20 protein-coding genes and 1 pseudogene are annotated in these 20,062 nt (G+C 52.8%); 13 read left to right on the top strand and 8 right to left on the bottom strand.

The window, feature by feature from the left end; translation table 11 throughout:
- The first annotated feature begins 158 nt into the window (after positions 1–158).
- The 4 genes and pseudogenes from QEN58_RS04880 to QEN58_RS04895 all read left to right on the top strand — a co-directional run bounded on the left by QEN58_RS04880 (position 159) and on the right by QEN58_RS04895 (position 2,947).
- On the top strand, positions 159–713 hold the full coding sequence (locus QEN58_RS04880) for a DUF8051 family protein (RefSeq protein WP_280106036.1): 555 nt from the start codon (positions 159–161) through the stop codon (positions 711–713).
- Positions 714–749: 36 nt separating this feature from the next.
- The gene (locus QEN58_RS04885) at positions 750–1,523 is read left to right on the top strand and encodes a class I SAM-dependent methyltransferase (protein ID WP_280106037.1); all 774 of its coding nucleotides are present in this window, start codon (positions 750–752) and stop codon (positions 1,521–1,523) included.
- A 578-nt stretch (positions 1,524–2,101) separates the two neighbouring features.
- A pseudogene (locus QEN58_RS04890) lies at positions 2,102–2,458 on the top strand (GNAT family N-acetyltransferase); the annotation flags it as partial.
- Positions 2,459–2,557: 99 nt separating this feature from the next.
- A complete protein-coding gene (locus QEN58_RS04895) occupies positions 2,558–2,947 on the top strand; it encodes a YybH family protein (RefSeq protein WP_280106038.1) in 390 nt (129 codons plus the stop codon).
- Positions 2,948–3,333: 386 nt separating this feature from the next.
- Here QEN58_RS04895 and QEN58_RS04900 read toward each other — a convergent pair whose 3' ends face one another.
- From QEN58_RS04900 to QEN58_RS04915, 4 genes are read right to left on the bottom strand one after another with little or no spacing between them, the layout of a single operon-like run.
- Complete coding sequence (locus QEN58_RS04900; RefSeq protein WP_280106039.1) at positions 3,334–4,002, bottom strand: MFS transporter permease; 669 nt, start codon at positions 4,000–4,002, stop codon at positions 3,334–3,336.
- Positions 3,999–4,958, bottom strand: coding sequence for an aldo/keto reductase (locus QEN58_RS04905; RefSeq protein ID WP_280106040.1), 960 nt, complete (start codon positions 4,956–4,958; stop codon positions 3,999–4,001). Before QEN58_RS04905 ends, QEN58_RS04900 begins: the two co-directional genes overlap by 4 nt.
- Positions 4,955–5,368 carry a hypothetical protein gene (locus tag QEN58_RS04910; protein ID WP_280106041.1) on the bottom strand — a complete coding sequence of 138 codons (414 nt, stop codon included), beginning with the start codon at positions 5,366–5,368 and terminating at the stop codon, positions 4,955–4,957. Before QEN58_RS04910 ends, QEN58_RS04905 begins: the two co-directional genes overlap by 4 nt.
- Positions 5,369–5,419: 51 nt before the next feature.
- Positions 5,420–6,241 carry an aldo/keto reductase gene (locus tag QEN58_RS04915; RefSeq protein ID WP_280106042.1) on the bottom strand — a complete coding sequence of 274 codons (822 nt, stop codon included), beginning with the start codon at positions 6,239–6,241 and terminating at the stop codon, positions 5,420–5,422.
- Between the two features lie 168 nt (positions 6,242–6,409).
- Between QEN58_RS04915 and QEN58_RS04920 the strand changes: the two genes are divergently transcribed.
- Both QEN58_RS04920 and QEN58_RS04925 read left to right on the top strand, forming a co-directional pair.
- Positions 6,410–7,168, top strand: coding sequence for an alpha/beta hydrolase (locus QEN58_RS04920; protein WP_280106043.1), 759 nt, complete (start codon positions 6,410–6,412; stop codon positions 7,166–7,168).
- A gap of 14 nt (positions 7,169–7,182) precedes the next feature.
- Positions 7,183–7,305: a DUF899 family protein gene (locus QEN58_RS04925; RefSeq protein ID WP_280106897.1), complete on the top strand. Its 123-nt coding sequence runs from the start codon at positions 7,183–7,185 to the stop codon at positions 7,303–7,305.
- A gap of 4 nt (positions 7,306–7,309) precedes the next feature.
- Here the strand turns inward: QEN58_RS04925 and QEN58_RS04930 are convergent, their stop codons facing one another.
- Both QEN58_RS04930 and QEN58_RS04935 read right to left on the bottom strand, forming a co-directional pair.
- A complete protein-coding gene (locus QEN58_RS04930) occupies positions 7,310–8,596 on the bottom strand; it encodes an AGE family epimerase/isomerase (protein WP_280106044.1) in 1,287 nt (428 codons plus the stop codon).
- 49 nt (positions 8,597–8,645) lie between these two features.
- On the bottom strand, positions 8,646–9,509 hold the full coding sequence (locus QEN58_RS04935) for an SDR family oxidoreductase (protein ID WP_280106898.1): 864 nt from the start codon (positions 9,507–9,509) through the stop codon (positions 8,646–8,648).
- A gap of 238 nt (positions 9,510–9,747) precedes the next feature.
- On the opposite strand from QEN58_RS04935, the gene QEN58_RS04940 reads away from it, so the two are divergent.
- Positions 9,748–9,918 (top strand): hypothetical protein, encoded by a 171-nt coding sequence (locus tag QEN58_RS04940; protein WP_162836261.1) that lies wholly within the window; start codon positions 9,748–9,750, stop codon positions 9,916–9,918.
- Between the two features lie 48 nt (positions 9,919–9,966).
- Here QEN58_RS04940 and modF read toward each other — a convergent pair whose 3' ends face one another.
- The gene (modF, locus tag QEN58_RS04945; protein WP_280106045.1) at positions 9,967–11,484 is read right to left on the bottom strand and encodes a molybdate ABC transporter ATP-binding protein ModF; all 1,518 of its coding nucleotides are present in this window, start codon (positions 11,482–11,484) and stop codon (positions 9,967–9,969) included.
- 118 nt (positions 11,485–11,602) lie between these two features.
- A complete protein-coding gene (gene ilvC, locus QEN58_RS04950; RefSeq protein ID WP_280106046.1) occupies positions 11,603–13,075 on the bottom strand; it encodes a ketol-acid reductoisomerase in 1,473 nt (490 codons plus the stop codon).
- Positions 13,076–13,305: 230 nt separating this feature from the next.
- Between ilvC and ilvY the strand changes: the two genes are divergently transcribed.
- The 6 genes from ilvY to QEN58_RS04980 all read left to right on the top strand — a co-directional run bounded on the left by ilvY (position 13,306) and on the right by QEN58_RS04980 (position 20,057).
- A complete protein-coding gene (gene ilvY, locus QEN58_RS04955) occupies positions 13,306–14,184 on the top strand; it encodes an HTH-type transcriptional activator IlvY (RefSeq protein WP_280106047.1) in 879 nt (292 codons plus the stop codon).
- A 377-nt stretch (positions 14,185–14,561) separates the two neighbouring features.
- Positions 14,562–15,530, top strand: a complete 969-nt coding sequence (gene qhpR, locus QEN58_RS04960) for an AraC-like transcriptional regulator QhpR (protein ID WP_280106899.1) — start codon at positions 14,562–14,564, stop codon at positions 15,528–15,530.
- Positions 15,531–15,654: 124 nt separating this feature from the next.
- Positions 15,655–17,037, top strand: a complete 1,383-nt coding sequence (gene glnT, locus QEN58_RS04965; protein WP_280106048.1) for a type III glutamate--ammonia ligase — start codon at positions 15,655–15,657, stop codon at positions 17,035–17,037.
- Between the two features lie 59 nt (positions 17,038–17,096).
- Positions 17,097–17,957 (top strand): phytanoyl-CoA dioxygenase family protein, encoded by an 861-nt coding sequence (locus QEN58_RS04970; protein WP_280106049.1) that lies wholly within the window; start codon positions 17,097–17,099, stop codon positions 17,955–17,957.
- On the top strand, positions 17,957–18,691 hold the full coding sequence (locus QEN58_RS04975; RefSeq protein WP_280106050.1) for a type 1 glutamine amidotransferase: 735 nt from the start codon (positions 17,957–17,959) through the stop codon (positions 18,689–18,691). The genes QEN58_RS04970 and QEN58_RS04975 overlap by 1 nt, the downstream gene beginning before the upstream one ends.
- A 10-nt stretch (positions 18,692–18,701) precedes the next feature.
- Positions 18,702–20,057, top strand: coding sequence for an ammonium transporter (locus tag QEN58_RS04980; protein ID WP_280106051.1), 1,356 nt, complete (start codon positions 18,702–18,704; stop codon positions 20,055–20,057).
- Positions 20,058–20,062: the final 5 nt, after the last annotated feature.

A 20,062-nucleotide genomic window follows, 5' to 3' on the forward strand; every position in this document is an offset into this window, starting at 1 on the left:
CGTTATGTGGTTTAACAATCGACTGCGCAGCGCTCGGTTTTCCACCGCTTCACGGCTCCAAAAACGAAGCCGCTTTATCCGCTCGCTGGGTCGCTTCGCTCCGATTTTAGTCTACGTGTTATTGCTCTTAAGCAGGGCGCTAGGTGAGAGGAGATTTTATGGAAAATTACATCGGATATGCTGTGGCGGGCTTACTTGCACTATCAGCAGCATTACTTAGCGCCTTGATTCCAGGCGGACCAATTGAAAATAGGAATTTCTCACATATATCCCCCTTGAAATTGGGAATGTTTAATGTGTTTCTAACTGTTTTGGGAATTGGTAGTTTTGCGTTAGTCTATTTTTCAATTGTAGGAGCCAAACCTGCATTCATTGCAGCAGCGCTTTGTGGCATATCGTATTTACTAGTGTATGCCCTAGATTTAACAAAGATATTTCCTGTGTCTCCAGATAGGATGCCACGTGCATTGTTCTGGATTGAGGTTGTTGGCTTTGTCCTGTCGATACCGCTAACATTCCTATCCCTTGCCAATGTGTTTATTTCAAAAGGTGGTGTCAACGCCTCTGGAATCACATCGAATGCTATGATCATAGTGTTGGTTATTATGGTTTTTCTGGGAGGTGGAATCGTCATATTCGCTACAAAAGCAGCAATGAGAAAATCGCCTAAAAAAGCTAATTCAGCCGACGCAAAAAAACGCATGACTGATTAACAGTATTAAGCTGTAGTATTGATATACGGACAAAAAATGGATTATTTGAGCATAAATAAAGATACGTGGAACAAGAGAACCAAAGTGCATGTTGAATCAGCGTTCTACGATGTTGCGTCATTTAAAAATGGTAAATGCTCGTTAAATACAATCGAACTCAAGCAAGTTGGAGATGTACAAGGAAAGTCTCTGCTACATCTACAATGTCATTTTGGCCAAGATACTTTGTCTTGGGCTCGCTTGGGTGCAAAAGTCACAGGTGTAGACTTGTCTGCTGACGCAATCGAGCAAGCAAATTTATTGAAACAGTCTTTGGGCTTAAAAGCCGATTTTATAGAAAGTGATGTGGTTCAATTTGGTCGTAAAAATACGCAACAATTTGATATCGTATTTACCTCATATGGAGTCTTGTGCTGGCTATCCAATTTAACTGATTGGGCACACACAATTTCTAGTTCATTAAAAGTTGGAGGTGAATTCCACCTGGTTGAGTTCCATGCGTTTAATGATTTGCTGTTAGGTTATTCGTATTTCCCAAGCAACGAACCTGACATTGAAGAGGAAGGTACTTATACAGAAAACTGCGATGGCGCTAGCTCAACAGTGGTGACTTGGTCGCATTCAATAAGTGAGGTTGTAAGCGCTTTAATTGGTGCAGGTTTAACTATTGAGTTGTTCTCTGAATATCCTTATAGCCCCTATAATTGTTTTGATGGTTTAGAGTTAGTGCCAAACTTAGGATATCAGATGTTACATAAGGGAAAGCAGGTTCCACTGTTGTATTCAATTAAAGCTCGAAAAATCGCCTAACGAAAAATTTGAGAGTGATTCGCTACGCTTGGTATTTGTTGCTCTGGTTAAGTTTTGTGTTTACGGCACAATGGTTATCTGCTTGCAGTTCACGTATTTAGCCTTGAATACTTAGGTCTTACAGCAGACGTCGACGAATTTTTCGCATCGTCGTCACAACGCGGAAGCGGCATTGGTGCAGAATTTCTAAAAAACGCCGAATCTAAGTTCATACGGTGGAGGTGAACAACAATTCCGCTCGTAAGTTCTACCATAGCTTTGGATATACCGAGAGAGCAGGGTATGAGCTCCTCAACAAAGTATTAGGTAACGGCTGACAACTGGTTCAAGTCGTTCGCTTCGCTCACTGGGACCGACTAAAGCCCGAACCTTAACCAAACGTCATGCACAGGGAGAGATCGATGCCAGTGTTTGAAACAGAGAGGTTGATTACAAGGAAGCTGGCCCATCAAGACGTTCCGGTGTTCATTACAATGCTCAGTGATCCGGAAGTCATGAAGTTCTCCATCCGTGGAGTTTGCGACGAAGAAGCTACTTGAAAGTTTGTTGATTGGTGCCTTGAGTCTTACACCTTTCATGGAATCGGTCCATGGGCATTGTGCGAGAAGGCATCAGGGCATTTTATTGGCTTCTGCGGCGTTGGGCCGGAGTTGGTGGGCGATGTTGAGGAAATCAACCTAGGTTATCGTCTGGCGCGCAGGTTTTGGCATCAGGGTTATGCGACAGAAGCTGTCAATGGTGTTCTCCAGTATGCTTTCGACCAAAAACACTGCGAGTCGGTAATTGTTATTATCGAGTCGGAGCATACAGCCTCTGTCAGGGTGACGGAGAAGGTCGGGTTCGGAGACTATACGCTTAGAGCGTTCCATGCCCGACCTGTGCGAGTGTATCGAATGACGTTCGACGACTGGGCATTGCATTACAAATTGTTGTAGTGCGTTACGGGCTTGGCGGCCCTACTTCGGACGCCTACTACGCTGCGCTCCGTAGTCGTCGCTAAACAACAGCGCTATGCATAAAGGAGAAATGAGAAAGTGAATCAACATCCCGTACAGCTTCAAATCGAAAGGGCAGACAACGCTATCGTTGCTGAGGATTTTAATGTGCTCATGGATATATACGCTGATGACGCAGTATTAGTTATAGAGCCGGGGCGGAATGCAGTGGGGAAAAGTGAAATCCGTAAAGCTTTTGAAGCTATAGCTGTATATTTCAAAAACGGGTTACAAGTTGAGCAAAACGGTATGAAGATACTAGCGTCAGGAGATACAGCTTTGGTGCTAGCAAACACTGTAATATCTGGCCCAGGTTTTCCGTCTGCAGAACGTAAGGCTACATACGTATTCAATAAATCACCTAGTGGCGTCTGGCTATGTTCTATCGACAATTCATACGGCCATGAAGTTATTAGTAAAAATGCATAAGAATCGGCCGCACAGGATTCGCTCCCTTCGGTCACTCTCCTGTGAACCGTGGCGTTAGAATTAATATGAACCATCTATTCGTTCTCACCGGTGGCCTCTGTGATGAAAAAAACGACGCTCCTTGATGCCTTAGCGGAGCTATCGCGTCATATCGGAGTCTGCCCGTCGCATTCTCAATGAACGGTTAGCGTCGGGGCTATTGTCTCGGCCAGACTCGATCTCTTTTGCTCATGAAGTATTGAGTTCGGATATTGAAAAGTACCGGCATGTAACTGCCGACGACCATGCCACGTTTTTTGAAGCCGCCGCTTAAATATCGAATAAAACCCTTAACCAAGCGCGAGACGCAGGGCCTCTGCTTCAACGGCATAGGTGCTGCGACGTTATCAATTGGCCTTGATGCTTTTCCAGACCAACCCAACGAGCGCAATCGCCAGTATGGCGAACAGCACGGAGGCGACCGTCGAATCCAGCACCTGCAGGGTCAGGCCAGACACGACCAGCCAGAGCGCTGGAATGATGATGGCGATCCAGAGAGCGAAACGCCGGAGCATGATCAGTACCAAGCCCAGCGTGGTGACCGCTGTGGGGTCGGCATGGATGCCGAACACTTCTGCCTGATACCAGGAGCCGCCGCTTAGCGGCGCCATCAGTGGCATGATGATCAGGCCGAAGAGGGTGATGGCTATGCCTAGAGCAACCGGTGGGTTTGATGCGCTTGGCGCGTTATCCATTCCCCATCCCGTTAGCGCTATCAATGCCAGTAGCACGGCTTGGGCGATGAACGCGACGCCAACATAGCCCCCGGCCCAGTTAAGTTCTGCATAGCGCTGAAAGAAAAACGCGAAGGCGACGAAGGCCCAGAGTGGGGCGGGTAGCAGGCAAGCGATTTGCGTACGCTGTTGCAGCGCCAATACAAGAGTGGCAGCGCCTAGGGCGAGGGTCAGCAGATGCAGTGGCCAGAAGGTTTCGCCCATACGCTCCAACAGGCGAAAGTAAACATCCGCCGTGAAGGGAATAAAATCCTGCAGCTGGTAGCTCGCCCACTCGTTCATAGTGACTCGATATAGGCGGCCATCCGCTGCCGAGCATCGGGTGAGGGCATGGGAGTGTGGCCAGCGCGCATATTCTCGTGCAGGTGCTTGACCTGGGTGGTGGCGGGTATTGCACAGGTGATCGCCGGGTGGCTAACGATGAACTTCAGCAGAAAGTCCGCCCAGGTTGTGCACCCGCATTCAGCGTTGGCCCATTCGGGCAATGACGGGTTACGACGTTTGAGATTCTTGATCAGACTGCCGCCATCGTAAGGGCGATTGGCGATCACGCCGATCCCACGCTCTTCTGCCAGGGGCAGTAGCCTGTTTTCTGCTTTGCGGTGGGTGATGTTGTAGGTGAGCTGAACGAAGTCGATATCCTCTGACGTCATGATCTGCTCCATCTCGCTATGGCGGCGCCCGTGCGAGGTGGTGATGCCGACATGGCGAATGAGGCCTTCGGCTTTCATCTCCTGCAGCGCTGCTAAGTGCTCCCGCCAGTCGGTCAGATTATGCACCTGCACCAGGTCGAAGTGCTCCACCTTCCAGCGCTCTTTAAGCTCCGCTACCTGCTCGCGGGCTGAACCACCGGCGGGGCTCCAGACCTTCTCGGCGGAAAACAGGCTTTCGGGCGTGCCAAGCTGTTGCAGGGCATAGCCCATCACGTCCGGCGCCGAGCCATACATGGGCGAAGAGTCGATCAGGCCACCGCCATGCTCAAAGAATGCCTTAACCACCTCGGTGCGGGCATTGAGCAATTTTGGGTCGCTGCCAACGTTGAAGGTACGCCAAGTGCCCATGCCGATAACGGGCAGCGTTTTGTCCGTACCCGCAAAAGTCTTCTGACGCAGCCCGCCGGTGTTGGCAAAAAGCGATGCGGTGGGGAGCACCATGACGGCGAGAGTGGCGCCGATGAGCGTAAGGCTTTGTCTGCGCGTGATGCGATGCTTGATGCGGTGCTTGATGAGATGGTTCATAGTGGTCGCTCCTTCCGATTTTTTTGAATCGGCACCGTGGCAGCCAACACCAGCACAAAGCAGGTCAGTACAAACACCTTATTCACAAACCAGTTAGTACGCCAGATCGTCCACTCTGGGTCGGCGAGAAAACCGGCGAATAGGGTACAGATGATGAGGATTTCAATGACGGACATGCCTACCGCCAGTGCGCGCGTATAGCGAGGCCTTGTGAGCAGCGCCCAGCCCAGCCAGACGTGCGCCAGTGGCCACAGATCCCAATAGATATAACGTGCCCAGGGCTCGCCGTATGCCAGCGAGTAACCCATGGGAAACAGGTATTTGATGAACAGCGTCCACGCCGCGAGTATAAACAGCAGGTGGGCGAGGAAGCTGATCCAGGCGTTGGGTTGTGGGGCGGGCAGTGACATGACATCGCTCCTGTCCTGTTCCGTTAATCCTGGGCCGTTAATGGCTCCTCCTCACACCATCTGCAAAGACTGCTTGCGCGTTGGCGGAGGATAGGCGGCGTCGATCTGGGCCAGATCATCGGCGTCGAGTCTGACGTTATCAGCATCAAAGTTCTGTTTGAGGTGCTCCAGATTCACGGCTTTAGGAATAGCAATCACACCGGGGTGTCGCAGTGCCCAGGCAAGGGCGACTTGCGCGGTGGTGGCGCTGTGTTTGTCGGCGATGCGTTGCAGGGCGGCGTCATGCAGTAGCGCGCCACCTTGCCCGATGGGGCAGTAGGCCATGAGCGGCATGTTATGTTGTGCTTGCCAGGGCAGCAGGTCGTATTCAATGCCCCGTGATTCGGGGTTGTATAGCACCTGGTTGGTGGCACAAGCGGGAGCATCGAGCTCTGCTAGGTCATCAATGTCAAAGTTTGACACGCCCCAGCGCAGGATCTTGCCCTGTTCGCGCAGCCGCTCAAAAGCTTCTACTGTTTCGCTCAGCAGGTACTGGCCGCGCCAGTGCAGCAGGTATAGATCGATAGTGTCGGTGCCCAATCGGCGCAGGCTGCGCTCGCAGGCGGCTTGAACACCCTTGGCGCTGGCGTTGTGTGGGTAGACCTTGCTGACCAGATACACTTCATCGCGCCGGTTGCGGATCGCTTGGCCCACGATTTCTTCAGCGCCGCCCTCGGCATACATCTCGGCGGTATCGATCAGCTTCATGCCCAGATCTAGCCCCTCACGCAGCGCCCTGACTTCAGCCTGCCGCTGCCCGGCATTCTCGCCCATATGCCAAGTGCCCTGGCCTATACGGGGTATGATTTCTCCGCCTAGCTCAATCGTCTGCATAGTTTCTTCCCGGTTGTGATGCTGTTCCGACTCATGTTCATTAAATACAGTAACCACCCGAAGGAGTATAAGCTGCCAATCAACCAACATGGCAATCCATCGGACGCTCCTTGAGTATGCTCAACGAGCGACATAATGTTGTGAATCTTATTGAGCGAGGAAATTGAAATGACGCATAGAAAGCAAGCGGTCGTTCTTATTCACGGTTTGTTTGGCTCTTTGAACGATCCGAAAATATTGGCCGAGTTCGAGCAAGTAGAGGTGCATACGCCTGACTTGATTGGCTACGGCGCGCTTTCCCAGCAAGAAACAGCGGGCATCGATTTACTCGCTCAAGCGGAACACGTTGCTAAGTACATTTTAGACGCCGGAATTGAACAGGCTCACATCGTAGGGCACTCGGTAGGAGGCGCAATTGCAGTTTTGCTGGCCGATCGTTTTCCAGAGCTAGTGGCGTCTTTAATAAGCGTGGAAGGAAACCTCACTATTAAAGACGCTTTCTGGTCTGCCGAATTGGCCTCTATGCCGATAGAGAAAGTTGAAGAAATAGTGTCCGGTTATAGGCACGCGCCATCTGATTGGTTCGCGAGCGCCGGCGTGCCAATTACGGAATGGACGTCGCGTCTAGCTACCTCCTGGCTTTCCAATCAGCCCGCGACGACAATAAAAGCGCAAGCCAAAGCGGTAGTCGAAGCGACGAAGCCGAGTACGTATCTCCAAACACTCTCTCGCCTTATCGATTCTGGTCTTGCTGTCAGTTTAATTGCTGGCTCTCGATCGCCTGATGGTTGGGACGTACCCGATTGGTTAACTCGGACATGCACGATGCGAATCAACATTGCGGACACAGGGCATCTAATGATGGCGGAGAGTCCGGCTCGATTTTCGAGTGCTGTTCAAGCGTGTATCGCGTACAGCAAATCATAACGTAGTGTCTTAAACTGCCGCACTACAAAGCACGTATGGGCTGGATGATTCTCTGGTACTCGTCTTTCGGAAGCGCTTTCAACGAGGACGTTGGCGCAACGACATTGGTGGGCGAAGACATTGCCATCATTAATTGAGCTACTACAGCCGCTCGACAGTCAACGCTAAATTGAGTGCCAAGGGGAGCCGCGGTAGCAGCGTGGCCTGGTAAGCGTGGTAGAGGTCGGGCTTGATATCACCTTCGGCAGTGTCGATCTGTAGCTTACCGTCGAGTTCCTGATACCAGCCGCCCCGCGCGCGATCGATAAAGGTGGTGTCGATGAAATCCCAAAGTCGCCGATACCAGCGCTCGTAGTGGGCCTGATCGGTGCGCCGTAGAAACGCGGCAGCGGCGGCCAGTGCTTCGGCGTGAGTCCAGTGGCGACGCCGCAGGGAGTTTGGGCGACCCTCCCAATCCACGGTATACACTAGCCCCGGTGCACCGTCGGTGGCCCAGCCATCACGCAGGCTGGCGTCAAATAGCGCTGCAGCGTCAGTGAATAGCCAAGAAGGAGCCGCACGGCCGCGAGACTCAAGCGCCGCCTCCAGGTGCAGCATCAGCCGCGACCACTCGAAACCGTGACCCGGTGTGGCGCCATAGGGATAGAATCCGTCTTCGGGGCGGTCGGCGTTGTGCTCTGGCCATTCTGACCAGTCGCCATGAAAATGCTCGAGGATACGGTAATCCCGGGGAGACGCGTGGTGGTGTATCAGCCGTTCAACGATGGCTAGCGCCCGATCAAGCCACAGCGGCTCGTCGCGCACATCGGCTAGCGCCAAGCACAGCTCTACGCCGTGCATGTTGCTGTTACCGCCGCGGTAGTCGCTCAGTTCGCTCCAATCCTGGCTAAAACTCTCGACGAATGCTTGTTCATCTATCGACCAGAAGCGGGTGTCGATCACCTCAACGGCCTCTTTGAGCAGAGCAGCCGCGCCGGGAATGTCTGCGTGGGTCGCAGTGGCGGCGCCGAGGGCGACGAAGTGATGGATATAACACTGCTTAGTGTGGTCGTTGGTGGTGGAAGGATCGACCCCGAACCAGCCGCCGTGATGCTTGTCGCGCAGCTTACCTTCCAGCGCGTGAATAGCATGCTCGGCCAGCGCGGCAGCGCCCGGCACGCCCTGTAGCGCTGCTAAGGCACAACTATGCGCCATGCGCGCGGTAAGCATTGTGTCGGCCACGGCGTCGTCGGGTATGCGCCCGTCACCATTGAGCGGTGCGAAGCCGCCGGAGTCTAGACGCGCCTGGCGGTGAAACTCAAACAACGCGAGCCCTTCGCGGGTCAGCCAGAAGTGGTGGGTGGCGCTATCGAGCCAGCGCTTTTGATCGGTGTCATGGGGCTTAGTTTCATAGGGCTCAGTTTCATAGGGCTTAGTATCGTGTTTCATTGCATCCATTATCCTTAATGCTCTCAATTAATTGAGTAGGCTCCGTGCCTCAGCCATTGACGATGGTGCCCCCGTTGGGGTGTATCGTCTGGCCGCTGATGAAGGAAGCATCCTGGCTAGCCAGGAACACGAAAACCGGACCAAGTTCGCTGGGCTGACCGGCGCGACCCATCGGCGTATCTTCGCCGAAGCCTTCCAGCCACTGCGGGTTGTGGGCGCCCAGGGTGGCGGGTTGTAGTGGCGTCCAGACCGGTCCGGGGGCTACCGCGTTGACGCGAATGCCGCGTCCCACCACCTGATTCGACAGGCTGCGGGTAAAGCTAACGATTGCACCCTTGGTGGCCGAGTAGTCGACGAGGAAGTCGGGGCCGACATAGGCATTGATCGAGGCGGTGTTGATGATTGAGTCGCCTTCGCTTAGGTGCGGTAGCGCCGCCTTGGCGAGATAGAACTGGCTGTGCATGTTGACCTCGAACATCCGGCGCCACTGCTCATCGGGCAGCTCGGTTAGGTTTTCGCTGACACATTGTGTGCCTGCGTTATTGACTAGCACATTGAGCCCGCCCAGCTTATCAACTGTCTCTTCGATGCAGCGGCGGCAAAAGTCGGCATCTGACAGGTCGCCTTCGATTAGATGACAGCGGCGTCCTTCCGCCTCGACCAAACGCTTGGCATCGGTGGCGTCCTCGGTTTCGCTGAGATAGACGATAGCCACGTCGGCCCCTTCGCGGGCGAAGTGGATAGCCACCGAACGGCCGATGCCGCTGTCGCCGCCAGTGATGAGCGCGACCTTGCCGTCAAGTTTGTCGGCGCCCTTGTAACCATCACGGATCATCTCGGCCGGTGGGTCCATGGTGGCCTCGCTGCCGGGCAACGTTTGTGACTGGGCAGGGATTTTAAGTGTGCTGATCATATTCACCTCCGTGTGATGCGTGAAGGCACGGCAACAGGCTGCGCCTGCATCCAACGTAGACCTTGATCTATCTCATCACAAGGTCAATGATCTCTTGAAGGCTATGCGCGTTGCATTGCTCAGGCGTGTGGATCGAAAGTAACCGTTCGCTTTGAGACTGATTAACTCCAAAACCTAACAAACCTGTTGAGCGGCATTAGTCGCCCAATGCCTAATGATTATTTACTGGATATGTTTCATGTCGAAGAAAGTAGTGATGTTTGAATACGAGAAAGAAACCAAGAATAGCGTTCGCTATAAGGAAGTGCCGGATGAAGGAACGGCGCCTATTGTGGGCACGCTGTATGTTCAGAAATGGTTTGCTGGTGATAGCAAATCTATTGAAGTAACGATAGACAAAAAAGACTAGCTGGCTGGCCATTTTTCAGTATCGTTACTGTTCTTAACTATTTGAAAATTAGTGATTCTTTTCCAGCCCTAAATAATGCTCGATACCTGAAATCTGGTCTTCCGCGTGGTGGTTGACGTAGAGCACGGTGGTTTCTGAGCCTTGGCAGATTTTTTCGATCAGGGCGAGGACGAGTTGGCGGTTGATGTCGTCCAGGCCAAGGCAGGGTTCGTCTAAAATCAACAACGGCGGATGTTTGACCATGGCGCGGGCGATGAGCAGCAGGCGCTGGTCGCCGTAGGAGAGCTTGTTAAACGGCTGGTTGGCGCGCTCTTGCATACCCAGTAGTTCGAGCCATTGGTCGGCAATTTTTTTCTGGCTGTCGGTGGGCTTGGTGTACATACCGATGCTGTCGTAGAAGCCGGAAATAATTACGTTTTTGCAGCTGGTGCTCACCCGGTATTCCCACTGCAGGTTAGTGGAGACATAGCCGATAAACTGTTTAATCTGCCAGATGCTTTCGCCGTTACCGCGCTGGAAGCCAAACACGAAAATATCGTTGGTATAGCACTGCGGATGATCGCCGGTGATCAACGATAAAACGCACGTCTTTCCGCTACCGTTAGGCCCACTCAGTTGCCAATGCTGGCCTTGTTCTATCGTCCAATCGAGCTTATCGACAATCACTGTGTCGCCGTATTGGATGGACGCTTGGGTTAGTTTTACTAATGGCTGGCTCGGGTCGAGAGGAGGGAGCCTGTTGGTGGGGTCGGCCTCCGGCACGCTTAGCTCGGTGGTTTTCAAATGCATTAATTGGTAGAGCTCATTGAAGGCGGTGTCGTCCTGACGGTCTACCGTGAGCGTTAAGCGCCCCTTATCGCCACTCTGTTTATCACCTCTCTTTTTCTCCCCACGCTCTTTATCCCCATGCTCTTTATCTAAGTAGGCCACATGGGTGATGAAGTCCGGCATTTCATCAAAGCGGTTCAGCACCATGACCATGGGAACGGTGTCGATGAGTGAGGCTAGATGTGCTTGCAGCATGGCGAGGGTGTCGACATCCAGGCCATCGAACGGCTCGTCTAAAATTAGTAAATCAGGCTTGTTGGCCAGTGCGCGAATCAGCATGACTTTACGGGTTTCGCCGGTGGAGAGTTTGCGAAACGCGCGATCGAGGAGTTTGCTTAGGCCAAACTTTTCGACCAAGGATTGCGCAAGTTCAGTGTCTTGGCAATGATCGAAAATCATTTCACTGACGGGGGTGCCGAGCGAAATGACGTCCATAATGTCGGCGTCGTCTTTCTTTAGCTCTTGGGCGATGAGCTCCGCCTGGACTTCGAAAGAGACAATTTCCACGTTGTTGGGAGTGCCTTGAATGCTCCCGCTCTGAAGGTCACCAATACCCGCAAGCGCAGCCGCTAGGGCGGATTTACCTGCGCCATTGGGGCCGGTGATCACCCAATGTTGTTCTGGCGTAATGGTCCAATCAATCTCGCTTAGCGTGAAGCGGTCATCAAAGCTAACCGTCGCTTTTGATAGGCGGATATGGTTTTGGTGAATATCGTCTAGGCGGGTTAACGAATCCATTACTCTCTTCCTTACGCTGTTCGAGGAACAAAAAAGCCGAGCATATCGTGATGATATCTCGGCTTTTTTTGATGGCCTAGGTGTTGAAGACCTGAACGTCTATCGGTTAATCAGGCGATTAAACGATTTTTTTCATGTCAGCCATGTAGCCACGAAGAACCGAGCCAACGGCTTCTACGGGGTGTGAACGAAGGGCAGTGTTAACTTCGATCAGGCGTGCGTTATCAACGCCGTTGTCGTCTAGCGAAAGCCCTTTACCGATGACGTCGGATTTGATGCCTTTCATAAAGTCTGCCAGCAGCGGCACGCAGGCGTGGTTGTAAAGGTAGCAACCGTATTCCGCGGTATCAGAGATAGTCGCGTTCATTTCGTACAGCTTCTTACGCGCGATGGTGTTCGCGATGAGCGGCGTTTCGTGTAGCGACTCGTAGTAAGCCGATTCAGCGATGATGCCGGCTGCTGTCATGGTTTCGAAAGCAAGCTCAACGCCCGCTTTAACCATCGCCACCATCAAAATGCCGTTGTCGAAGAACTCTTGTTCAGAGATTTCTACATCGCTAGCGGGGGTTTTCTCGAAGTTGGTTTCAGCGGTTTCGGCGCGCCATTTTAGCAGGTTCGCGTCATCGTTCGCCCAGTCTTCCATCATGGTTTTAGAGAAGTGGCCACTCATGATGTCGTCTTGGTGCTTGTTGTACAGCGGACGCATGATCTCTTTCAACTCTTCAGAAAGATCGAATGCTTTGATCTTCGCTGGGTTAGAAAGACGGTCTAGCATGTTCGTTACGCCGCCATACTTCAGCGCTTCGGTGACTGTTTCCCAGCCGTATTGAATCAAACGTGAGGCGTAGCCCGGGTCGATACCTTCTTCGACCATCTTGTCGAAGCACAGCAGAGAACCCGTTTGCAGCATGCCGCAAAGGATCGTTTGCTCACCCATCAGGTCGGATTTAACTTCCGCGATGAAAGAGGACATCAGCACGCCCGCTTTGTGGCCGCCAGTACCGACTGCATAGGCTTTGGCGAGCGCAAGGCCTTCACCTTTGGGATCGTTGTCTTCGTGAACAGCGATCAAGGTGGGAACACCGAAACCACGCACGTATTCAGCGCGAACTTCAGAGCCTGGGCACTTCGGCGCCACCATGATGACGGTTAAGTCGTCACGAATTTTCATGCCTTCTTCTACGATGTTGAAACCGTGAGAGTAAGACAGGCAGGCGCCTTTCTTCATCAGCGGCATCACCGTGTTTACCACCGAGGTGTGCTGCTTATCAGGGGTGAGGTTCAAAACAACGTCTGCAGTGGGGATCAACTCTTGGTAAGTACCCACCACAAAACCGTTTTCAGAGGCGTTTTTCCAAGACTGACGCTTTTGCTCGATGGCTTCCGGGCGCAGTGCGTAAGACACGTCTAGGCCGCTATCGCGTAGGTTCAAACCTTGGTTAAGGCCTTGGGCGCCACAACCGATCACCACCATTTTTTTGCCTTTCAGCGCTTCGACGCCATCAGCAAACTCAGCGGTATGCATGAAGCGGCATTGCGCAAGCTGAGCCAATTGCTCTCGAAGCGGTAAGGTATTGAAATAATTAGCCATCGTTAACATCCTAATTTTGTGATCAATGTGTCGATGTAAGATACACCGATATTAAAAAGGGTGACGCCGTCGCTAGTGGTGGGCGCTAGCGCTAGGCGAGTAGGGGTAATGTATACAAGTACGACTCTTTCTTAAATTGATATATTTGCAATAACACGTCCCATTTTTCGAAACAGTCGATTAGTATTCGGATATTGCAACAAGCACAGTCGCGGAGCGCCGACGTTATTATGAATATTAAACTGTTAAAGCAGTTCCTCGCCCTGGCAGAAACGCTGCATTTCGGGCGCGCCAGCGATGAGTGCCATGTCAGCATTTCTGCGCTGTCGCGCAACATTCGTCATTTAGAAGACGAGCTGGGTGTGCCGCTGTTTAATCGCGACAACCGAACCGTAGCGTTGACCCAGGAAGGCCAGAAGTTTCTTAAATACGCGCGCGATACCAGCAGCCAGTGGAACTTGATCCGCCATGAGTTAACCGACAACGCTGATCAATTAAGCGGTGAAATCAGCTTGTACGGTTCCGTCACCGCGAGCTACAGCTTTCTGTACGAGCTGCTGCGCCGCTTTCGTATTGCCTACCCAGCGATTGAAATAAAGCTACGTACGGGGGATCCCGAACACGCGATTGCGCATGTGCTGGACGGTAAGGAAGACCTCAGCATCGCGGCACGCCCCGCCAACTTACCTCGCGGATTAGCCTTTAAGCCCATAGCGACGTCGCCGCTGTTATTTATTGCCCCACTTGAGCAGCAAGTGCCGAATGTTCCCACGACCTCGCCTACCGCATCGGAAGAGTGGGCGAATATCCCGATGATTTTATCCGAGAGCGGTGTCTCAAGAGCGCGTGTGGACGAATGGTTTCGCCAACGCGATATCGCCCCGCGCATTTATGCACAGGTGACGGGAAATGAGGCGATTGTGAGCATGGTGAGCTTGGGCTTTGGCATCGGCGTGGTGCCAAAAATTGTGCTCGATAACAGCCCACTGAAAGATCGTATTCGGGTGCTCGACGTGACGCCAGAGTTGGAACCCTACGATATTGGCTTGTTCACCTTAAAGAAAAACTTAAAAAACCCGCTGGTCGATGCATTTTGGAGCTTGATGTAGGCGTGTAAGCCACGGTTGTCCTTTGCCGCACCTATTTTCCCTTATCAGTGTAATTCTTCATTCCTTTTGTTTGGCTGGTGTGTCGACAATTATACCAACTCTGCGACAGCCAGAACCTGGGGATAGACTATGGTTGCCACTTTTGTTAGCAAGCAGGTCGAAGATTGCACCTTTCCAGAGCATCGTTCTTGACGCCATTCAAGCAACAGTGACGTGCTAAGCCTATTTTTGGGCCTGCGTGCAGGTTTGGTCTGTTTTATGCAGGTTTCAATTTGTTCACCCGTGTTTACAACAAATATGAGGCTTGCACTATGGATCTCGCTAGACAGAGATTTTCCAGAGGCACCGTTCCATCTAGTGTTTTGGCGTCCGTAACGATGGGGTTAGAAGAGTTCATCGATGAGCAGGGTGGGCGCAGTGCACAGGTGTTATCAAGAGCCGGCTTAACATCGGGGCTCTACCAAAGCCCGAATCGTCATATTTCCCTCAAACACTATATAAATTCCATGCACGAGGCTGCGCTGTCGACTGGCAACGAGCACTTTGGACTATGGTTCGGCGAGCAGTTCGAGCCGGAAGGGTTGGGGTTGTTCGGATTCCATGCGATGACATCGCCGGATCTTCGTTCGGCTATTGAGGGCATGCAGGAATATTTTCCTGTATTCCAGCGCAATAGCCTGCTTCAGATGGAGGTGAAAGAGGGCATCTGTCAGTTGGAATATCGGTTACTTGACGGTGAGATCATGGATCGTCGACAGGATGCCGAACTGACACTGGGGATGCTAAACAATGTACTGAAGCGGGCCATGGGGGGGCATGGATCCCCTCTTGAAATTCATTTCCAACACCCCGCCCTGGTGGACGCCCAGCAGCATCGTCAAGCATTCCACTGTGATATTCGCTTTCATCAGGAACGCAACGTGATCCTGTTCCGAGAGTCGTGTCTTGACCTGCCCATGCCGGATGCCCACCAGATGTTGAATAATGTGACCCTCGGCTCCATCCGTGAACTTGCCGGATTGGTTGAGCAGACATTGACGACCGTGCAGCGAGCCAAGAGCGAAATTATTGCACTCCTACCTGACGGTGAGGCCAGTTTGGATCACGTCGCCCGGCGGCTAAACCTCTCCTCTCGCACGTTGCAGCGGCAGTTGGCGGCCGAGAAGCATTCATTCAAGCGTCTGGTCGACGAGGTGCGCGAAGAGCAGGCCGTCTGCTACTTGAATTATGAGCGCCTTAGTGTGTCCGAAATCGCCTACCGCTTGGGTTACTCTGACGTCAGCGCGTTCACCCATGCCTTCATGCGCTGGAAAGATGTGAGTCCGAGTGATTGGCGTATGCAGTAGGCTGTTGTTGATGCCGGGTGCTATCGGAATGGCGCCAAATCACAAAACTTCCGTTTCCACGCACAACGCCTTTCCCCATCCTCCCTGAGACACTGAGACCGTCCAACATTAAAGGATGGGAATCATGACTCAGATGCCTAACGTTTTGCCCTCCGTATGGGTATGCCCTGACGAGAACGCGCTGGAGGAAGCCCATATCTTCCTGAAGTGTCATACCGTCAAATATATCCTTGTCCAGTTTGTTGACTTGCACGGCGGTATCAAAAGCAAGTCGGTTCCGGTTCATTGTCTCCGCGATCTGTCAGAGGACGGTGCCGGTTTTGCCGGTGGCGCGATTCTGGGCTTCGATATGCAACCTAATGATCCAGAGTTCATGGTAGTGGCTGATCTCGCTACCCTGACGTTGCTGCCCTGGCTGCCTGGTTATGCCTGTGTGCGAGGCACCGGTATGGTCGGGGGAACGCCCTATCCGCTTGACCCGCGCAATGTGCTGGCGAAACAAACCATGCGCCTAAAGGAGCGGGGACTACGCTTCATGACTGGACTGGAGCCAGAGTTCTACCTCCTCAAGAAGGACAATGAGGGCAGGGTTGTACCTTTTGATTCTACCGACACCCTCGACAAGCCCACCTACGATTACCAGGGGATTACCCGTAACGCCGCTTTTCTTGAGGGCTTATACGACGCTCTGACAGTGGTCGGATTAGACGTCTACCAGATCGATCATGAAGATGCCAACGGGCAGTTCGAACTTAACTTTAAGTACGACGAGGCGCTGAAGTCCGCTGATAGCATGCAGTTTTTCAAGATGGCCGCCAAAGAGGTAGCTAATAACCTTGGCGCTATTTGCAGCTTCCTGCCCAAGCTGTCAGCGACGACCACAGGCAATGGTATGCATGTGCACTGCTCGCTGGTGGATGACGAAGGCAATTATCTATTCCACGATGCCAGTGATCCGAGCGGAATGGGGCTGTCGAAAACCGCTTATCAGTTTATCGCCGGTGTCATCGAGCATGCTCCGGCACTGACAGCGCTTCTCTGCCCGTCGGTGAACTCCTACAAACGGCTGATCACCGGGACGCCACAAAGCCCGAGTTGGGCACCGGTCTTTATCGCCTATGGCGACAACAACCGTTCCGCCATGGTGCGGATTCCTTACGGGCGCATTGAGGTGCGTATCGGTGACAGCAGCATGAACCCCTATCTGGCGACTGCTGCCATTATCGCGGCGGGCCTTGACGGCATCGACCGCGAGTTGCAGGCGCCCAGCGCCCATTCGGTCAATTTCTACGACCTGAGCCCCAGGCAGGTTGATGAGCTGGATGTTGCTCGCCTACCTGAAAACCTGAATGAAGCCCTGAAGGCGCTGGAAGCGGACAGCATACTCACTGACGCCCTTGGCGAACGCCTGGTCGCTAGCTTCCTTGGCATGAAACGCCAAGAGTGGAATGCGTATCACTGTGCCGTTTCCGAATGGGAAATCAACCGTTATCTCACCTTTTACTGATTCAACCTGCCAACTAGCTCAACTCGCTTTGCTGATTCAATTGATAAGGATACGTGACCATGCTCGAACTCACTCAAGAACAGATTGCACAATTTCGCCAAGACGGCTTTTTAATCGTCGATAAAATTATTGAGCCTGAAGCTGCCGCTGACATTCTAGAAAACTTTGCCAGCGTTTTTGACGGCACCTATCAAACCGGCATAAAGCCGGATGAAGTAAACCTGCCGGTCGGCGACCCGCCTTATACCAAACAGATTTGTAATGCCTGGAAATCGGATCTCAGCGTTGCGCGGCACATCCTGTCGGAGAACCTGGGGCGAGCCTGCGCGCAATTGGGTGGCTGGGAGGGAAGTCGCCTGATGATCGATAACCTGCTCTGGAAACCCGTTAAAGGTCGCTCTATCGGCTTCCACCAAGACAGTATGTACTCACTCTGGATCAACAAGCCCGCATTGGTTAGTTGCTGGGTGGCGCTGGATAAAACGACCTCTGATGGCGGCACCCTGGTGTATATCAAGGGGTCGCACAAGTGGGGTGAAGCCAAGCCAATCATGCAGTTCCACGGCCCCGAAGATGATCTTAAAGAGGTCCGCGAATGGGCCGAGTCTCATGGGCTTGAACTGGAGCTGGTGCCGGTTGTGGTACCGCCAGGTGGTGGTGCCTTCCATGATGGTTGGTTATGGCATGGCTCACGCATTAACCAAGCAGCGGTGCCTCGCAGGGCGCTGGCAGCGCACTTCTTCCAGGATGATATCGAGTTCAATCCCGAACTGATGACTGTCGGTAATGGGCCGATCTACGGCAAGTACAAGAAATTCGGATCTAATGAGGTCGATGAAAGCTATTTTCCGATTACCTACCGTAAAGATGGTTACCGAACGCCAGGGCTGGACGATTATCTAGCCAAAGGAATTATGTAATGAACATTGTTGCCATCATGGCCGGCGGGATGGAGGGCCCCGCCGAGTCTGGCCGAATCGGCGAGGTGGTGGCAGAGTGCGGTGGTCGTTTGCACTGGTTCTACCGACGTCGCGGCGACCACTTACCTCATGACATTGAGGACTATGATGCCTTGATTGTCTTTGGTGGAGAAGTGAGTGTTCACGATCCACGCCTACAAGACTACTTCAATGAGCTGGCAGGGTTGATCCACCGTTTTGCCGCGTCTGAGAAGCCGATTCTGGGTTCCTGCCTTGGCTGTCAGGCGATTGCCTATGCCTTTGGCGCAAACGTAAAGCCTCAGGGGTTTCTGGAATATGGCTTCACACCACTGGCGCTGACTGAGACGGGTCTCAACGATCCGCTCCTGGCCGGTTTGCCACCCCAATCAATCCTTTTTGAGATGCACTCGGACACCTTCGAACTGCCAGAAGGCGCCACTCTTTTAATGTACGGAAAGTCGGTCAAGCACCAAGCCTATCGCTTGGGGGACAGAATCTATGCGTTCCAATGTCACTTTGAGGTGACCCCGGAGATAGTCGATATCTGGAACCGACGAGAACTGGTTGATAACCCCACTCACGACCAGAATCGAATCGCAGACATGATGGCCGAGGCGAAAAACGGCTTTAAGCAGTATCAAGTGGCGCAAACTGCGTTTGCTAGCACCGTGGTGCGCCGTTGGCTGGATCTTATTGACACCCGAGCGGTGTAAGGAGGGCCCCATGGGCACTGAAACGCTAACACTTGAGAGCCTACGGGCTTCTCTTGACGCGCAACAAGCGATTATCGAGATGCATCAGTCGATGAATATGGAGGTGTTCTACTGGTGGTGTACGGCGCTGATGTTAATGATCCATGCAGGTTTTCTTGCCTATGAGATGGGCGCGTCGCGTAGTAAGAACGCCCTGGCAGCAGGAGTTAAAAACATTCTTGCCCTCGCGATGATTATACCCGTGTTCTATCTGGTGGGATGGTGGATCTACCTTTCCTTCCCAGGGGGCTTGATACCCGTGTCGGTGTCTGCAGCATTGCCCTGGTCGGCCAGTATGGGGCCGAACCTGGATGAAATGGGGACTGGTGTATTCTGGGCAGCGTTTGCACTTTTTGGTGCAACTTCCGGTTCCATCCTGTCCGGCGCGGTAATAGAGCGAATCCGGGTGAGTGCTTTCCTGATTCTCACCGTTTTGGTGGGTGGCATCGTATGGATATTGGGCGCAGCCTGGGGATGGCACCCGGGCGGATGGATGCTGGCCAAACTTGGCTATCACGATGTGGGGGCCTCTGGTGTCGTTCATGCGGTAGCCGGATTCTTTACGTTGGGGGTACTTATCAACCTTGGGCCGCGTCGGGGTAAGTTTATTAATGGCATCGCTCAGACGATCGCGCCCCATAGCCTGCCAATGACGCTAATCGGCTTGATGATGATCATTTTTGGTTTCTTTGGTTTCCTGGGGGGGTGCATCATTTTCAATACCGGTGACATTGGCTGGACGACCATCTACAACACACCAACCAATCTCTCGGCGTTTGCCTTCAATACCTTGATGGGCTTTGCTGGTGGCATTGTTGGTTGCTATTTTGCAACTCGAGACCCGTTTTGGACCATGTCAGGCGGGTTGGTTGGTATCATTTCTGTTGCGGCGGGCCTTGATCTTTATGATCCGGCGTTGGCTTTCATCGCGGCGGCGGGTGTCGGCGTAATGGCGGTCAAGTTTGCTCAGTTACTGGAACGTCGAGGTATCGATGATGCCGTGGGTGCGGTTGCCGTGCATGGTTTCGCAGGCGTGGCAGCGTTGATTCTGGTCGGTATATTTGCCAGTGGTACTCCGAACGCGAATGGCTATCCGCCTATTTCACTCAGCGGCCAAATGATCGCATCAGTCGTGATGGCATTGGTTGGCTTCGTTCCAGGCTACGGAGTCTCTTTAGCGCTCAAAAAGCTCAACCTGTTGCGGGTGCCTGAAAAGGTGGAAGACCTGGGTATTGATGAGGTTGAGTTGATTGCCAAGTCCTATCCAGAGGCCAACGTGCCTGCCACGGTACAGAGCGAAGTTCCCAATAAATTGGGTAATGCTTAAAACAG

This window comes from Halomonas alkaliantarctica, from assembly GCF_029854215.1.
GTDB lineage: Bacteria > Pseudomonadota > Gammaproteobacteria > Pseudomonadales > Halomonadaceae > Vreelandella > Vreelandella alkaliantarctica_A.

What these genes read in the sequence shown, in the direction of transcription:
- QEN58_RS04880 (WP_280106036.1), top strand. Translation starts at nt 159, where the DNA reads ATGGAAAATTACATCGGATATGCTGTGGCGGGCTTACTTGCACTATCA.
- QEN58_RS04885 (WP_280106037.1), top strand. Translation starts at nt 750, where the DNA reads ATGGATTATTTGAGCATAAATAAAGATACGTGGAACAAGAGAACCAAA.
- QEN58_RS04900 (WP_280106039.1), bottom strand. Translation starts at nt 4,002, where the DNA reads ATGAACGAGTGGGCGAGCTACCAGCTGCAGGATTTTATTCCCTTCACG.
- QEN58_RS04905 (WP_280106040.1), bottom strand. Translation starts at nt 4,958, where the DNA reads ATGAACCATCTCATCAAGCACCGCATCAAGCATCGCATCACGCGCAGA.
- QEN58_RS04910 (WP_280106041.1), bottom strand. Translation starts at nt 5,368, where the DNA reads ATGTCACTGCCCGCCCCACAACCCAACGCCTGGATCAGCTTCCTCGCC.
- QEN58_RS04915 (WP_280106042.1), bottom strand. Translation starts at nt 6,241, where the DNA reads ATGCAGACGATTGAGCTAGGCGGAGAAATCATACCCCGTATAGGCCAG.
- QEN58_RS04920 (WP_280106043.1), top strand. Translation starts at nt 6,410, where the DNA reads ATGACGCATAGAAAGCAAGCGGTCGTTCTTATTCACGGTTTGTTTGGC.
- QEN58_RS04930 (WP_280106044.1), bottom strand. Translation starts at nt 8,596, where the DNA reads ATGAAACACGATACTAAGCCCTATGAAACTGAGCCCTATGAAACTAAG.
- QEN58_RS04935 (WP_280106898.1), bottom strand. Translation starts at nt 9,509, where the DNA reads ATGATCAGCACACTTAAAATCCCTGCCCAGTCACAAACGTTGCCCGGC.
- QEN58_RS04940 (WP_162836261.1), top strand. Translation starts at nt 9,748, where the DNA reads ATGTCGAAGAAAGTAGTGATGTTTGAATACGAGAAAGAAACCAAGAAT.
- modF (WP_280106045.1), bottom strand. Translation starts at nt 11,484, where the DNA reads ATGGATTCGTTAACCCGCCTAGACGATATTCACCAAAACCATATCCGC.
- ilvC (WP_280106046.1), bottom strand. Translation starts at nt 13,075, where the DNA reads ATGGCTAATTATTTCAATACCTTACCGCTTCGAGAGCAATTGGCTCAG.
- ilvY (WP_280106047.1), top strand. Translation starts at nt 13,306, where the DNA reads ATGAATATTAAACTGTTAAAGCAGTTCCTCGCCCTGGCAGAAACGCTG.
- qhpR (WP_280106899.1), top strand. Translation starts at nt 14,562, where the DNA reads ATGGGGTTAGAAGAGTTCATCGATGAGCAGGGTGGGCGCAGTGCACAG.
- glnT (WP_280106048.1), top strand. Translation starts at nt 15,655, where the DNA reads ATGACTCAGATGCCTAACGTTTTGCCCTCCGTATGGGTATGCCCTGAC.
- QEN58_RS04970 (WP_280106049.1), top strand. Translation starts at nt 17,097, where the DNA reads ATGCTCGAACTCACTCAAGAACAGATTGCACAATTTCGCCAAGACGGC.
- QEN58_RS04975 (WP_280106050.1), top strand. Translation starts at nt 17,957, where the DNA reads ATGAACATTGTTGCCATCATGGCCGGCGGGATGGAGGGCCCCGCCGAG.
- QEN58_RS04980 (WP_280106051.1), top strand. Translation starts at nt 18,702, where the DNA reads ATGGGCACTGAAACGCTAACACTTGAGAGCCTACGGGCTTCTCTTGAC.